The sequence below is a fragment of the Pseudoxanthomonas mexicana genome, from assembly GCF_010093385.1.
In the GTDB taxonomy this organism is placed as follows: Bacteria; Pseudomonadota; Gammaproteobacteria; order Xanthomonadales; family Xanthomonadaceae; genus Pseudoxanthomonas_A; species Pseudoxanthomonas_A mexicana.
Window position 1 is genome coordinate 45,775 of sequence record NZ_PDWV01000012.1, and the last position, 13,259, is coordinate 59,033.

The window sequence follows — 13,259 nt, forward strand, 5'->3', positions numbered from 1 at the left end:
AGAAGGGAGTGGAAGGAGCAGCGAGCGTGTTCAGCCAGCCGCCAATTCCTTGTTCCATTGGCGTGGGTCGTAGAAACGCAATGCCTTCAGGCCACTTTTCTGGTTTGCACGCAGCGCCAACTCCCTCTCCTCTGGCGTGGCGTAGTGCCGATCCCACTCCATGAGCTTGGGGATCATCATTCGCTGCCAAAGCGGCGGAATCATCGTCAGCAGTATCGTGGTAAGGTAGCCAGCGGCCATTGTCGGGGCCTCCGGCAAGGGCATCAAGTTCTGGTAAGGCACCTCGCCTTGGGCATGGTGGTGCGAATGCCGACTTAGATTGAACATGGCCCAGGAACTCATTCTGGCATTGGTATTCCATGAGTGCCGTAGTTGTACAGCCTGATCGGGAGCGCGCACCATGCCGTAATGCTCCATGTAGTTCACGATTTCGAGCAGGGATTTTCCCCACAGCGCGCTGCCGGTAAATCCAAGCACGCCGATCCATCCCGCCATCCAGTAGGCGATCGCCACGAGCACCGCACTCATGAGCAATCCGCGGATATAGGCGTTGCGCAAGGAGATCACCGGAAGATGCTTGCGCTTGAGGCGTTCGGCTTCGATGCGCCAGGCGCTGGCGTTGCCGCGAATGGTGGAGATTACGATGTGCTGATACACATTGCGTCCTCGCGGGGCCGTGGCCGGATCATGCTCGGTCGACACATAGCGGTGATGCCCGTAGACATGCTCGATGGCGAATCCCACGTCGAAGCTGAAAGACAGCAGCCAACGGCCAATGAACATCGAGACCGGCTCCCAAGTGCGATGCGTCAATTCGTGCGCCGTGATCGTTCCCAGCACGCCAATCACGAAGCCAGTCAATATGCCTCCAGTGAGGTGGTGCCAAAAGCCCGTCGCCTCCCGGGCGGCCAGAACGTCATAGTGGGTGAGATGGGCTACCCATGCGCCGAATCCCAACGGATCACCGGAAGAAAGCGTCCAGATGTAGGCAAATACGATCAGCGCCACCAGGGGCAGGATGAACCACAGTTGCACCGTGAGAATCCACGGTGATTTGTATTTTGGCGTTCGGGTATCGTTGCCCAACAGCGCATCACCGCCAACGTAGAAGGCGAGAAAGCCGAGCAGCCCCAAACTGGTGTAGGCGCCGCCCGCCAGAATGGAGACCAAAGCACCGATCCCCGCCCCATGCAAAAGGAAGAACTTCAGATAGTCCAAGATATTGGCTGGCACACGCTCAACGGTAGGCAAGCCGACAGCGCCGTAGAAGCCGGTGTGGAGCTTGGGCGCCTGATCGACGAAGCGGTCCGCGTGCAAATTCGTGTCTGCAATACCACGCTGGCGCAGGACGGCGATGGCCGAGTCGATCATGGCCGGCGGGCCGCACAGATAAGCCGACGTGGCGCCCCCAAGCAGTTCTGGAATGGGCTCCGTCACCAAGCCAGTGCGCCCGTCCCAGGGCGATGAAGGGTCGGCCTCGGACAGAACCGGCACGAACCGGAAGTTCGGCCAATCCTTTTCGTAGGCTGCCATCTCGTCGAGCGCGTACAGATCCTTCTGGCTCCGAGCGCCAAACAGCACCGTCACCGGCCGCGTGTCGCCCGAGCGCTTCATGTCTTGAAGCATCGCGAGGATGGGCGCCAAGCCGCTGCCCCCAGCCACCATAAGGACTGGCCCCCGGCCCGGGCGCATGTAAAAGTGACCGCCGGGGCCGCGCACGGCGACCGATTCGCCCACATGCGCCTGGTCCACGAGATGCCCGGACACCCGCCCCCCCGGCACACGGCGCACCGTGAAACTCACTTGGCGATCATTGCCAGGTGCGGCCGAGAATGAATAGCTGCGAGGAGCATCCCACATCGAAGTCAGCGTGACCTCTGCAAACTGGCCGGCACGATAGCGAATCGGCGTGTCCAGTTGAATGTCGATTCTCGCGATGTCGTGAGTCAGCATTTGCTTGCCGACGATCACGCCCTTGACCGGAGGGCCATCGATCGCACCCTCCCGATCCAGCTCGATCTTCACATCGCTGCGCAGGCGGCTCTGGCAGGCCAATATGAACCCGTCGGAGATTTCCCTCTCCGTCAGCAGGTACGCCGTCTCGGTCAGTTCGTCAACCTTGCCGCTCTTGAGCTTGCACTTGCAAGTCCCGCAGCCGCCGACACGACAGATGGAGGGAATGTTGATGTTCTGGCGTTGCGCTGCCTCCAGCAAAGTTTCATCGGGCTCGACGGTGATGGTCTGCCCGTTTATCTCCGCTTGGTGCAAGCTTCTTCCGTGAAGAAAATTCATCGCAATTGTCTCCTAATGAATGTTTTTTTCCTTTTTTATTAGACTTCGCCACCACTTTCTGTCGCAAGCGCATAAACTGACAAACATGGTGCATTTCTTGCCAAGCACCTGCCGCTACGTGTAGGATCGTTTTGATAGTCATCAGAGGAAGAAGGCTGAGGAGCGTGTCGGACTCCTCAGGGCGGCCACCGGCCGGCACAAGAACATGGAGCGAGACAACCGTGAACCCAAAAACTGTTCGAGTCACCTACCTGCGGCAAATTGCAGATCAAGCGGCTGAACTGGGCGTGGATACCGTGGCGTGGCTGGCCATTTCCGACCTCAAGCAAGATGATCTTGCCGATGCGTCGGCGGTAGTTGCCGTCGAAAAGTTTGGAGAGCTGATCACCCGCGCCGTCAGTCTGTCGCGTGAGACGGGCTTCGGGGTATTGGCTGGGCGTCGTTTGCTTACAGCAACCCATGGTGTCCTCGGCATGGCGGCTGCGGCAAGCCGCAGCATCCGTGAAGCCATGCAAATCGTCGAGCGTTTTGTCTGCATCCGAACGGAGGCTATCAGTATTCATACCCGCGAGGTAAATGGAAGTCTGGAGGTCTGGTTTGAACCGGCGATCGGTCTGGGTTCTGCAAGCAACACGGTGACGGAAATCGCGATGGTTGCAGTCAAAAATATCGCCGACGACATATTTCTGAGTCGCAGTGCCTGCAATATGGCTTACTTTCAATTTCCTGAGCCGCCTCATGCGGCACTGGCACGCGGCGTTTACGGCTGCGCAGTTCGATACAATCAGAAATGGTCAGGTTTATCTTTTGATATTTCTGCTGCCGAAGAAGTCACCCAGAAATACGATCCATTGGTTCTAACAGAGGCAGTACGCTTCTGCGTCGAAGAGTTAAATGAAACTGGAGATAACAGGAGCGCAGGCTCGAAATTGGAGAAAATTGTTCTAGAACGGCTTCCGCCAATTCCTCATCTCACCGTATGTGCACGGCTGCTGAGCACGACGCCTCGGACACTTCATCGGCGCTTGATCGAAGAAGGAACCACTTACCGTGAAATAGTGGAATCAATTAGGCATCGCATGGCGTTAAAACTGCTCAGAAAAGGGTCTTCCATCAAAGAAGTGACCTATTTCTTGGGCTATGCGGACATCGCCAGTTTCAGGCGCGCATTCCGGCGCTGGGAAGGTATGGCGCCGTCGGATTGGTCGGCAAGAGTGCAAGAGCCGGCGGGTGAATCCAGGTAATTGATGGCTCTTGGAATGTGAAGGATATGCTTGATGACACACCAGAAAAGTTCGTGCGACTGAACTATATTCGGCCAAATTTTTGCCGAATATTTTGATCAAGTGTAGAGCCAGCAGATGCCCCGTGCGCGTGCGATGCTTTCTTGATCGAAACATTGCAGGCCTTCGGTATCGAATGGAAAAAAACGTTTTGTCCATCGTCTCAAACGATAGCAGGCCCGCGTTTACGCCCGATCTCCCAACATACCCCGCTACCGCGCACTATGGCCGCAAGCGGCTGCCCCAGGCGCTGTTCAATTACCGGTTTCCAGGGCACCAGGCTGAATCCTATGCCATCGTCCAGCATCGCGTAGCGCCCACTGGCGAGCATGACGCTGCGGCGGTAGATGCCGGCCACGCGCTGCCCGTCGGCCACCGGGCGATGCTCCAGGCCGGTTTCGCCGGCAATGTCCTTCGCGGCCTGCGCCAGTTCCCGGTTGCGCAGCATGCCCAGCAGGTTGCGCGCCAGGATCACACGCTGCCCGCGCCGCTCGGCCAGCCCCTGTTCGGCCAGGAAGTCGGCGCGCTGCTGCATCGCCTGCTTGGCCTCCGCGCCAAAGCCCAGGTCGCCCAGGCCCGAGCCGCCGCCGATCAACTGCTGGTCGAGCCAGGTGGCCCCGATCACGCGTGCCTGCCGCTCGATGGGCAGGTGCGATTTCAGCTCCACGGCCACGCCGCCCAGGCGTTGCGCGTCGTAGCGCTGGCCCTGCTCGGGCAGGTCGCCCGGCACCTTCCATAGCCCTTCCGCCACACGCTCCACGATGCCCGCCCGGCGCAGAGCTTCCAGGCGGCGGACATGGGCCGCCACAACTTCCTGCGGGTCGCGGCCCGGTACGACCTGGCCCTGCGCGATGGCGAGGTGGTGGTCGGTGCGGTACAAGCCATCGCTCGCCAGCGCGGCGATGTTCCTGTCGGCCGCGCGCACATCGGCCGATCCCTTCACCTCCACTACGGCCCCGGTCGGATAGTTCGCCAGCTCGTCGCGGGCGTTGAGCGCGACGTAGTGGGCCTTGCCGTCCACGCCGTCTATGACCAGATAGCCCCGGTCGCGCAACTCGTCGGCCAGCCCCTTCGCGGCCACGCGGCCGAGGATGGTTCGGCCGTCGTCCCCCGGCTCGAACACCGCCAGCTCGCGCGGCTCGCCGCGCATGGCCCGCTGCATCGTGCGGATGATGTCGCCGCGCTCGCCCAGGGCGCACAGGGTCTTCTCTGCATCGGCATGGACGGCCCAGGTGCCCGGCCGCGTCTCGTCGGCCAGGCCCAGGCGCTGCAAGCGTTGCAGGCGGCCGATCAGCAGCAGGCGCCGGCGCTGCAAGCGGGGTTCGTTGAGCCGTTCGGTATGCACCAGGCCATCGCCGCCGGCCTCGCCCATTTCTCGTTTGAGGGTGCGATCCAGGCTCGTCCACCGCTCTTGCTCCACCTCGCGCTGCAAGGTCTGCTGGATCTCCAGCTCGGTGCGCGGCCCCAGCCATTCGGTCGCCAGCTCGGCGGCGCGGTGGCGGAAGCCAACGGCGATGTAGTCGCCCGCGATGATGAGGTCTTTGCCCGTGTCGTCGCGCCCGCGCACGACGATGTGCGTGTGCGGGTTGTCGGTGTTCCAGTGGTTCACGGCCACCCAATCGAGGCCCGTGCCCAGGTCGGCCTCCATACGCTGCATCAGGTGCCGCGTGTAGGTGCGCAGGTCTTCCAGCTCCGCGCCATCCTCGGGCGAGAGGATGAAGCGGAAATGGTGCCGGTCGTCGGCGCAGCGTTCCTTGAAGGCGTCGAGGTCGGCCATGTCTGTCTGCGGCCTATAGGCTTGGCCCGGCTCGCCGTCGCGACCCACGCCATCGCGCTCGATGTAGCGCAGGTGCTTGGCAAGCGACTGCGGGCTGGCCCGCTGGTGATTCACCAGCAGCGTCTTGATGGTCACGCGCCGGGACATCGGCGTCAGCTTCGCGCCCGCAAAGCGCGCCGCCGTATGGCCGCGCCCCAGGCGCGATCCGGGCCGTTGGCCGGTGCCGCCCGCCGAGCCAGGACGGCGCACCGTGGACTTGCCGCTGCTGGCCTTGCCCGTCTGCTTGAGCACCTTGGAAACGAAGCTCTGCCCCTGGCCCTTGCCCCGGTTCTTCGGGGCCTTTGGAGGGTTCGGGTGCACGCGGAAATCGTCATCGCGGCGGTCGCTCATGGCTGTGCTCCCTGCAAGCTCTGGCGTGTCCTGTCGTGCGAAGCACGCGGACATGCCTGCATTGGCGCGGGCCTCGCGCCATACGCGGCACGGCGGCGAAGCCGCTCCGTGCCGCGCCACCCCCACGTGCAGACTGGCTTTCGACGCGGCCCGGTGCCGCGTCCTTTTGTCTTGCCTTCCGCCTTTGCCCTTCGCTGTCGCTCCGGGCAGCGGCGGCCCGGTGGCGCTGCTGCGCGTGCAGCCAGCGCGCCGGCGAACGCGGCGACGGCCATAGGCCGGGCGCGTTCAAGGCAAGACGCCTGCACATGGGAAGGCAGCGCGAAGTGCGGCGCCCGATACGAAGGATCGGCGCTCGCACTGCATGCGCGATGACACGCGGAAAGCCACGGGATCGACACGCCCGATGGCACGAGAAGATGCACGGCAACGTGCAGCGAATCGGCGGCCATCATGGGCGGGACTCCAGCCACACCGGACGGGCGATGCCGATCACGGCGGATGCGCTGACCGGGCCGAAATACCGGCTGTCGAACGATGCCGGATTGGTCACGCTCAACAGGAACAGCTCGCCCGGTTCGAGGCGTCGGCAAAGGTGCAAAGACGGCAGCGCCCGACCCATCCGGTCGGCAGGCAGCACGGCGGCCGAAGGCATGCCGTCGATGCGTACCTGACCTGCGGCTATGCAGACGTGTTGCGGCGCGACTGCGCCCACACGTTTGAGCAGCGGAACGCGCGTCGGCAGGTAGCCGCGCTGCGCAGCGAGCGCGGCGGCCGTAGCCGGAAGCGGCACCAGCACGATGCTGTCCACGGACAAAGGACGTGGCAGCGAGGTGGTGTGCGAATCGAGCGGTTCGATGCGATACCAGCCGACCGCCACGCTGTCGGACGGGTTGTAGGTCAGACGCGGCAGCGGCGACACGAAAGCCGCCCAGGCCAGCGAAGCGAAGCCGATGGCGGCCAGTGTCGCCACGACGATGCGAGCGCGCAGGCGTGAGCGAGGACGCGGCGCCACGTCGAGCGCCTTGGGTGTGGTGGTCGGGGCGGTCATGGCAGCACCTCCCCGGCCAGCCAAGCAGCGTGCCGCCCGGTGGTGTATTCGGGCAGCGCAAGGCGAGCCGCAAGACGGTTGCCCAGCGTGCGCCAGTACGCGGGCGACACGTCGATGACGGCGATGCCCAGCGCCTCGATGCCGTCGATGCGCTCCAGCACGGCGCGCACGTTGGCATCGCCTTCGGTGTGCAGCAGCAGGCGCGCGCCCGGCTGCACGCCGGGGATGCGCTGTGCCGCGTCCAGCGGTGTGCAAGCCTGCATCACCATGAGCTGCCAGCGGATCGTGCCGTAATCGTTGGCCTGCCAGCGGATGCGGCAGAACATCGCGCCCGGCAGGAACACCGCGCAGCGCCGCCAGTCGTCCAGGCGCAGCGTGCGCGCCGGTTCACCAAAGCGCAGGTAGAGCTTGAAGCGATGTTCCAGGTAGGCCAGCGAAACGCGCGTCAGCGGCACGTTGCCGGCCTGGCCGGCGAGTACCGCGGGATGTAGCGACGGTGCAGCCGTGGCCGCGCCAGCGGCGGGCGAAGCGGATGCGGTCATGGTGTGTTCTCCCTGCGGTGTTCTGGAAACTCTCGCTCCAGCAGGCCGCGCAGCAGGTCGGCCACGGTCACGCCTTGCGTGAAGGCCGACACCTTGATGCGCGCCCGCATGGCGGGTGTGATGTCGAGGGTCAGGCGCGCGGTGTAGAGGTCGCCTTTGCCCAGCGCATCGGCATCGCCCTGGCGAATCCACGCCTCGGCGTGTGGATTCGCAGGAGGACGTGCGCCGATGCCAACGCGCTTGCCCGTGCGTTTGGTGTTGGGTGGCTGCTGCGCTGTCATGTCGGCCACCGCAGCAGTTCGTCCACCAGGGCGGTGATTTCGCGGGCGGCGGCGCTGTCGGGCGCTGTCTCGCGTGCGAGCCGGCCAGCGGCCACGCTGTCGGCGAACACGATGCGCTGATGCACTTCCGAACGCAGCGCGGGCAGCGGCTGTTCGGCCAGCGATTGCCGCGCCTCGCGGCCGATGATGGTGGTGCTGACGCGCCGGTTGATGATGAAGGCCGCGCGCAGCGCAGGCCTGAACACCTGCGCCTCGCGGATCAGCGCCACCATCTCGGCGCTGGCCCAGAGGTCGTAGGGGCTGGGCTGCACGGGGATCAGCACGCGCTCGGCCGCCAGCAGCGCGGAGCGCGCCAAGGCGGCGATGCGCGGCGGGCCGTCGATGATGACGTGATCGGCCCGCCTGGCGAGTTCTGGCGCTTCCTGATGCAGCGTTTCGCGGGCAAGGCCCACGGCGCTGAACAGCCGTGGCAAGCCTTGCTGGCTTCTGCGCTGCGTCCAGTCCAGCGATGAGCCTTGCGGGTCGGCATCGAGCAGCACGACATGCTGCCCGCGCAGCGCCAGCTCGCCGGCGATGTGTGTGGCGAGCGTGGTCTTGCCGACGCCGCCTTTCTGGTTGAGCAGCGCGACGATCATGGCGTGGCCCTCCTGACTGGAAAGCCAAGCTTTGCCTGCCGTGCGAAACGCTGTTCGCCGTGCCGTTTGATGGTTGTCCACCGAAACGGCGCGCTTCTACTAAAAGTTATGTATTTCTTGTTAGGGAAGTTAGAGGGGACGCAAACCCGCGCCGTTATTGGCTTTCCGGCGCTTTCGTACTCCTGATAGCACGATAGGCGTACTCCCGATAGCACGATACCTGGTACTCCTGATAGCACGAGGCCGTCCACACCTTTTCCCGCAGTTATCCCCGTGCCGTGTGCAGCACGGGCCGGAAGGTCAGCAGTTCTTGTCCGTCGTCCGGCATCCGCTCGATGCCCAGGACGTAGCCGGGCAGCGACTGCCGCGCCACCAGGGCGCGCAGGTCGTAGGCGAAGTCCGAGAAGCGCGCCGCGCTGCCCGACTTGCGGTGCAGGTGCTTGAAGTCGAATTGCCAGCCGTGTTCCTGCCGCCCGCCGTGCTTGCGCACCAGGCGGTACAGCCAGCGTTCGATGCCGCCCTTCAAGCGGAAATAGGCCGGGTCGATGGTCAGCACCAGGGCGGCATCGAGCACGCCCGCATAGAACCAGTCCGGCAGGATCAGTTCGATGCCCAGCGGCACGCCGCTGGCATCGGCCAGTTCCTTCCACTCGTTGATCCACGAGAAGCGATGCAATCGCCTTCCCGTGGTTTCGCGGATGGACGTGGCCACCGTGGTCGATTGCAGCCGGTCGAGCGCGGCTTTCAGCCGCAGGTAGTCGTTGAGGGACGTGCCGCGCCCGATGAAGCGCAGGATCTCGTAGGGCGTGGCGCGTATCCAGCGCGAGGGGCGGATGCCCGCGTCGCGCGCCTCCACGATCTGCGAGGCGGCCCATATCAGCACGTCGGCATCCCATATCGTTGCGATGCCATGCTCGGCCGTGCCTTCCACGCGGATGGTGATGCCGCCGGCGCGAAAGTCGATCGGCGCCGTGCGCCGCGACTTCGCCAGCGAGAAGAACGGAAAGGCCATCAAGTCCTGGCTGTCGCGGGGTGCCATGTCGCCCGGCAGCGCGCGGAACAGGTCGAGCTGTTCGCGCTGCGGCAAGGCTTGCCCTGGCGGGCTGGACATGGCGACGGCCACCCACGCGCCAGCGATCAGCGGCCGTCACGGTAGTCGCCCGCATGGCGTTCGGCATATTCCGGGTCGGAAGTCGCCTCGTAGCTGCGCTGGTCGGCCCAGGCGTCGAGGTCGGACACGGCGTACATGACGCGGCGGCCGAACTTGCGGAACTTCGGGCCGCCGCCGACCACGCGCTGTTTCTCCAGCGTGCGGGGACTGAGGCGCAGGTACTCGGCGGCTTCGTCGTTGGTCAGGTAGCGTTGGGGCTGCGCAGGTGCAGTGACAGCAGCGGCGGCAGGCCGCAAGGGAGCAGGTCGCATGGGATGAACCTCCATCAAGCCCGGCCGCACCACGCGGCCGGATAGAGGCACTTTCAAGTAAGCGCGGCCCCCCGCGAAGGGACGATCTGCGGGGGACGCGAAACGTCCCCCCTACTGCAACCGCAGCGGCGGAAGCTGTGCCAGGCGGCGATAGCCGCCGCGCATCAGCGCATCCCCACGGCGCACCAGCCTGCGCACGCGGGCGCGCAAGGCGCTGTCGGTGTGCCAGTCGGCGGCGACGGCATCGGCACCGAACAGACCTTCGGCCATTTCGCGCAAGGACGCGCCCGCCAGGGTCGCGTCGAGCGCCTGGAGCGTATGCAGTTCCAGCAGCGCGGCCGGCGGGGGCCGGGAACGGGCCGCCGCCGCAGGCGCGGCGGCGGTGGCCACGGCCAGGGCGTCCAGCCCGGCCGCGAGCGTGCGATAGCGCGCGCACGGCGTGGCGCAGGCCCGAGTGGCGTAGAGGTAGGCCATGCCGTCCTCTAGGCCCGGCCCGAGCGCGAGCCGCAGGCAGCAGCCGGGCCAGTGCGACACCAGCACCAGGCGCTTGCCGTCGTGGATCAGTTGCTTGCGGCCAGGAACGCGCCAGAACTCGAAGGCATGGGCTTCGGGTGGCGGGTCGTCATCCGGGTAGAGCTGCTCCACGGCATCGTGATCGGGGAACCAGGCTGGATGCGCGTCGCGCGCATCCAGCGCCGGGTCTTCCAGCAGGCGCAGGCCCCCCGCCTGCGCCGCGTCCGGCCAGCGGCGACGGTGCAGCCAGTCGCGGCGGTAGCCGGGATTCCGGCGCAGGTATTCCCAGGCCAGCGCGGGGCCATCGAGGTGCAGGACGTAGAGATAGGCCGCTGTCGGATACCAGTGTTCGGCGCTGCGATCAGTCATGGCAAAACCTCCCTGTGCTCGGGATGCGTCGCCACGGATTCCGCCGTGCGGGAGCTATCGAATCGCCATCAGGTCGTCATCAAGATCGGGTTAAGCTGTAACTGTCGGTGTCAAGACCGTTTGGCTCCGGCGTGTTGCGGAAATCGTCTGAATGCGACGGCCGCACAACCCGGAAATGGTGCGCGGCATCGGATACCGTGCCGCAGTCCTTGCCAAAGATCATGACTGCCTGCATCAGGCTGGCACCGCTTCGGTGCATCAATGCCGATCCAGACCTGTCCGGTCTTGAGTAAGACTGAAATAGTCTCAATGCGCCCCGGCTGGCCGGACTGCGCTGGCGTTCATCAGTCCGTGATCGAACCGTTCTCCTGGGCCAGCCGGATATACTCCGACAGCGGGCGCACCGCCTGGAAATACCGATCCCGCCGCACCGGCAGTTTGCGCGGCCCGACGATGCCGGCCAGGTCGGAGAGCTTGACCGTTCCCAGCGCAGGCATCCCGATGCCGAGGTCGATCAGGCCGTAGGCCGTAGGCCGTGTCGCCATCGGCGGGATCGAGCGACACCAGCAGCCAGGTCGCGTGCGCGTCCGGCGTGAACAGTCGCACCACGGGCATCGGGTCGATGCCTTGGCCGGCAGCGCGTGCCGCGCCGTGGGCCAGCAGCCGGGCGCGTTCGTCGGCGGTGAGAAGCGGCAGGGTCATGGCCGGAACCTCCACGAAACCGAGGATGCGCGGATGCGCTTCTGCGTCGAAGCACGGAACCGCCAAACCGTTTCCGTGCTTTCGTGCGCAAGCACGGATGTGCAAACCATCGCATCCGTAGAAGAACGCATGCGCGTAGGCGGGATTGTAGGAAGCCGGAAAGACACGGATGCGATTCCCCGGTTCTGTCGGAATCCGCCGATGCGGATTTCCGTAAAGGCACGAATACGGAAATCAACATCGCCAAATGAACACTTTAGATTGTAGCCCTATTGGGTTCAATGGGCTGTCATCTTGGTTTTTACGGGGAAACCAAGTTGGTGACAGCGAAACACTCATTGGCGACGGCAATACGGACGGTCAGGAAGGCGCGCGGCTTGAGCCAGGAAGCCTTTTCGGACGTGTCCAGCCGCACCTACATGAGTTCGCTGGAGCGCGATCTGAAAAGCCCGACCCTGCATAAGCTGACCGCGCTGTGCGAGGTCATGGAAGTGCATCCGTTGACGTTGCTGACGCTGGCGTATGCCGGCGACAGTTCGCGCAAGACCGAGCAGATCTTGGCGCTGGTGCGCCAAGAGCTTGAGGCCATCTCGAAGGAAAGCGACGCGCCGTAGGCGCGTGCGTGACGTGCTGCGCCAGCAGCCCGGCGCCCCGCCGCAATGGGCGGGGCGCGGTGGGTGACCGTCAGGCCGCCTTGGGCTTGCTGCGCGACCAGATCAGGTCGTGCGTGCCGTCCTCGTTCTCGATCAGGCGGGCATAGACCGTTGCCGGGAACGAAGGATCGTCCAGGGTCACGGACACGTAAGGGCGTCCGGCCTCGCTGGTCTTCTTCCACGCCGCGCCGATGTCGTGGCCTGCCGCCTGCACGCGGAAGTCGGGGGCGTTCTCGCTGTCGCCCTTGTCGTTGGGAACCAGCTTGACCTTGACGTTGAGCGTCAGGGTGCGGAGCGTGCCGGTGAAGCCGTCTTTCTCTGCGGTGAAGGTGCCGATGTTAGCCATGATGTTTCTCCTTTCGGGTTGAACAAGGTCGCGCCCATCGCGTCCTTGTTGTGAACCGGCCGGGGGGGGATGGGCTGGCGGCACCGCGCAGCGGGCGCAACCCCGGGGAGCACCTGAAAGCGAAAAGAATTTGTCCCGCGAGGAATGCGCGTAGCGCAGGGGAAATTGTTTTCGCTGGAAGGTTGCCGCCATGAAGCCCAAGGCGCAGCCGTGCCCTCACCAGGATTCACGACAAGCCAAGGACGCAGGGGCCGCCCGCTCCCGAAAGGAGACATGGCCGACCTCGGCATCCCCGCATGACGGCTGCACCGGCTTGTGCCCTGACGCGGGCAAGGCCAACCCCAATGACAAAGCGAGAACGCCCCTTGCCGCCGCTGGCGGCAACGTGCTTGAGGGGTGGCGTGGAAGCTCCATAAGGCAAGGCCGGGCGGCGTGTCGGTGAACCGTCCTTCGTGACGTACAGGCGAACCGCCAGCGTCGAGGACGGCACGCTTTCGCACAACCTGCCGCAGCAAGCCGGGGCGTAGCCCCACAAGCCCCGCCCATTGCGGCGGGGCGCCATCGAGATCCTGCCCGCGCCAGCGGGCGCCGATTGCCGTGCCGCGTGCAAGACACTTGCACGCCCGCCCCGTCGCCACCTGGTCAAAGGCGGCGACGGGGCGGTCTTGCTGTGGACATTGAAACCGGGCGCGGCCACCGCCGCGCCCGGATTTTGAGAACGGCCCCGGCGCATCGCGCCGGGGCCGCTGCGGTTATTCCTTGGTTTCGATGATCCACCACACCGAACGCGACAAGGCGCTGCCGGTGATGGGGTGAATGTCGGTCAGGTCGGCGCAGGCCGTCCAGCCCTGCGGCGGACGGTAGCCGCGCACGTCGCCATCGCCATGCCAGCGGCGGGCGCGCACTGTGCCGGGGGCATAGACCGCTGCCATGCGCGGGCGGGCGGTCGGGTTCTGGCGATTCATGGGAAAGGCTCCGGGCTTGCCGAAGCGCCCCGGCCGAAAAC

14 protein-coding genes and 1 pseudogene are annotated in these 13,259 nt (G+C 65.0%); 2 read left to right on the forward strand and 13 right to left on the reverse strand.

Annotated elements, in window-relative coordinates; all coding sequences use genetic code 11:
- Positions 1-30: 30 nt before the first annotated feature.
- Entirely contained in the window at positions 31-2,292 is a 2,262-nt protein-coding gene (locus tag CSC76_RS06535) for a fatty acid desaturase (protein WP_162109262.1), read from the reverse strand.
- A 221-nt stretch (positions 2,293-2,513) separates the two neighbouring features.
- Here CSC76_RS06535 and CSC76_RS06540 point away from each other — a divergent pair, with 221 nt between their 5' ends.
- Positions 2,514-3,536, forward strand: a complete 1,023-nt coding sequence (locus CSC76_RS06540; protein ID WP_079280739.1) for an AraC family transcriptional regulator — start codon at positions 2,514-2,516, stop codon at positions 3,534-3,536.
- A 202-nt stretch (positions 3,537-3,738) separates the two neighbouring features.
- Here the strand turns inward: CSC76_RS06540 and CSC76_RS06545 are convergent, their stop codons facing one another.
- From CSC76_RS06545 to CSC76_RS19395, 10 genes and pseudogenes are all read right to left on the reverse strand, one after another.
- On the reverse strand, positions 3,739-5,742 hold the full coding sequence (locus CSC76_RS06545; RefSeq protein ID WP_024100077.1) for a relaxase/mobilization nuclease domain-containing protein: 2,004 nt from the start codon (positions 5,740-5,742) through the stop codon (positions 3,739-3,741).
- Between the two features lie 448 nt (positions 5,743-6,190).
- Entirely contained in the window at positions 6,191-6,790 is a 600-nt protein-coding gene (locus CSC76_RS06550) for a S26 family signal peptidase (RefSeq protein WP_060092115.1), read from the reverse strand.
- The gene (locus tag CSC76_RS06555) at positions 6,787-7,332 is read right to left on the reverse strand and encodes a DUF2840 domain-containing protein (protein ID WP_162109263.1); all 546 of its coding nucleotides are present in this window, start codon (positions 7,330-7,332) and stop codon (positions 6,787-6,789) included. Before CSC76_RS06555 ends, CSC76_RS06550 begins: the two co-directional genes overlap by 4 nt.
- Positions 7,329-7,613, reverse strand: a complete 285-nt coding sequence (locus tag CSC76_RS06560) for a chromosome partitioning protein ParB (protein WP_162109264.1) — start codon at positions 7,611-7,613, stop codon at positions 7,329-7,331. The genes CSC76_RS06555 and CSC76_RS06560 overlap by 4 nt, the downstream gene beginning before the upstream one ends.
- Positions 7,610-8,248 carry a ParA family partition ATPase gene (parA, locus tag CSC76_RS06565; RefSeq protein ID WP_060092113.1) on the reverse strand — a complete coding sequence of 213 codons (639 nt, stop codon included), beginning with the start codon at positions 8,246-8,248 and terminating at the stop codon, positions 7,610-7,612. Before parA ends, CSC76_RS06560 begins: the two co-directional genes overlap by 4 nt.
- A gap of 265 nt (positions 8,249-8,513) precedes the next feature.
- Positions 8,514-9,371, reverse strand: a complete 858-nt coding sequence (locus tag CSC76_RS06575) for a replication initiator protein A (protein WP_425500841.1) — start codon at positions 9,369-9,371, stop codon at positions 8,514-8,516.
- Positions 9,372-9,385: 14 nt separating this feature from the next.
- Positions 9,386-9,670 carry a helix-turn-helix transcriptional regulator gene (locus CSC76_RS06580; RefSeq protein WP_060092109.1) on the reverse strand — a complete coding sequence of 95 codons (285 nt, stop codon included), beginning with the start codon at positions 9,668-9,670 and terminating at the stop codon, positions 9,386-9,388.
- A gap of 111 nt (positions 9,671-9,781) precedes the next feature.
- Positions 9,782-10,552, reverse strand: a complete 771-nt coding sequence (locus CSC76_RS06585) for a DUF2285 domain-containing protein (protein ID WP_162109265.1) — start codon at positions 10,550-10,552, stop codon at positions 9,782-9,784.
- 344 nt (positions 10,553-10,896) lie between these two features.
- Positions 10,897-11,097, reverse strand: coding sequence for a DUF2958 domain-containing protein (locus CSC76_RS19390; protein ID WP_425500842.1), 201 nt, complete (start codon positions 11,095-11,097; stop codon positions 10,897-10,899).
- 37 nt (positions 11,098-11,134) lie between these two features.
- Positions 11,135-11,254 (reverse strand): annotated as a pseudogene (locus tag CSC76_RS19395) (DUF2958 domain-containing protein); the annotation flags it as partial.
- Between the two features lie 281 nt (positions 11,255-11,535).
- Between CSC76_RS19395 and CSC76_RS06595 the strand changes: the two are divergent.
- Positions 11,536-11,868, forward strand: a complete 333-nt coding sequence (locus CSC76_RS06595; protein ID WP_206533039.1) for a helix-turn-helix domain-containing protein — start codon at positions 11,536-11,538, stop codon at positions 11,866-11,868.
- A gap of 70 nt (positions 11,869-11,938) precedes the next feature.
- Here the strand turns inward: CSC76_RS06595 and CSC76_RS06600 are convergent, their stop codons facing one another.
- Both CSC76_RS06600 and CSC76_RS06605 read right to left on the reverse strand, forming a co-directional pair.
- On the reverse strand, positions 11,939-12,253 hold the full coding sequence (locus CSC76_RS06600; RefSeq protein ID WP_060092105.1) for a DUF736 domain-containing protein: 315 nt from the start codon (positions 12,251-12,253) through the stop codon (positions 11,939-11,941).
- Positions 12,254-13,005: 752 nt separating this feature from the next.
- Positions 13,006-13,218: a hypothetical protein gene (locus CSC76_RS06605; protein WP_060092103.1), complete on the reverse strand. Its 213-nt coding sequence runs from the start codon at positions 13,216-13,218 to the stop codon at positions 13,006-13,008.
- Positions 13,219-13,259: the final 41 nt, after the last annotated feature.

Coding starts and splice junctions, on each gene's coding strand:
- CSC76_RS06535 (WP_162109262.1), bottom strand. CDS start 2,292: ATGAATTTTCTTCACGGAAGAAGCTTGCACCAAGCGGAGATAAACGGG.
- CSC76_RS06545 (WP_024100077.1), bottom strand. CDS start 5,742: ATGAGCGACCGCCGCGATGACGATTTCCGCGTGCACCCGAACCCTCCA.
- CSC76_RS06550 (WP_060092115.1), bottom strand. CDS start 6,790: ATGACCGCCCCGACCACCACACCCAAGGCGCTCGACGTGGCGCCGCGT.
- CSC76_RS06555 (WP_162109263.1), bottom strand. CDS start 7,332: ATGACCGCATCCGCTTCGCCCGCCGCTGGCGCGGCCACGGCTGCACCG.
- CSC76_RS06560 (WP_162109264.1), bottom strand. CDS start 7,613: ATGACAGCGCAGCAGCCACCCAACACCAAACGCACGGGCAAGCGCGTT.
- parA (WP_060092113.1), bottom strand. CDS start 8,248: ATGATCGTCGCGCTGCTCAACCAGAAAGGCGGCGTCGGCAAGACCACG.
- CSC76_RS06580 (WP_060092109.1), bottom strand. CDS start 9,670: ATGCGACCTGCTCCCTTGCGGCCTGCCGCCGCTGCTGTCACTGCACCT.
- CSC76_RS06585 (WP_162109265.1), bottom strand. CDS start 10,552: ATGACTGATCGCAGCGCCGAACACTGGTATCCGACAGCGGCCTATCTC.
- CSC76_RS19390 (WP_425500842.1), bottom strand. CDS start 11,097: ATGGCGACACGGCCTACGGCCTACGGCCTGATCGACCTCGGCATCGGG.
- CSC76_RS06595 (WP_206533039.1), top strand. CDS start 11,536: ATGGGCTGTCATCTTGGTTTTTACGGGGAAACCAAGTTGGTGACAGCG.
- CSC76_RS06600 (WP_060092105.1), bottom strand. CDS start 12,253: ATGGCTAACATCGGCACCTTCACCGCAGAGAAAGACGGCTTCACCGGC.
- CSC76_RS06605 (WP_060092103.1), bottom strand. CDS start 13,218: ATGAATCGCCAGAACCCGACCGCCCGCCCGCGCATGGCAGCGGTCTAT.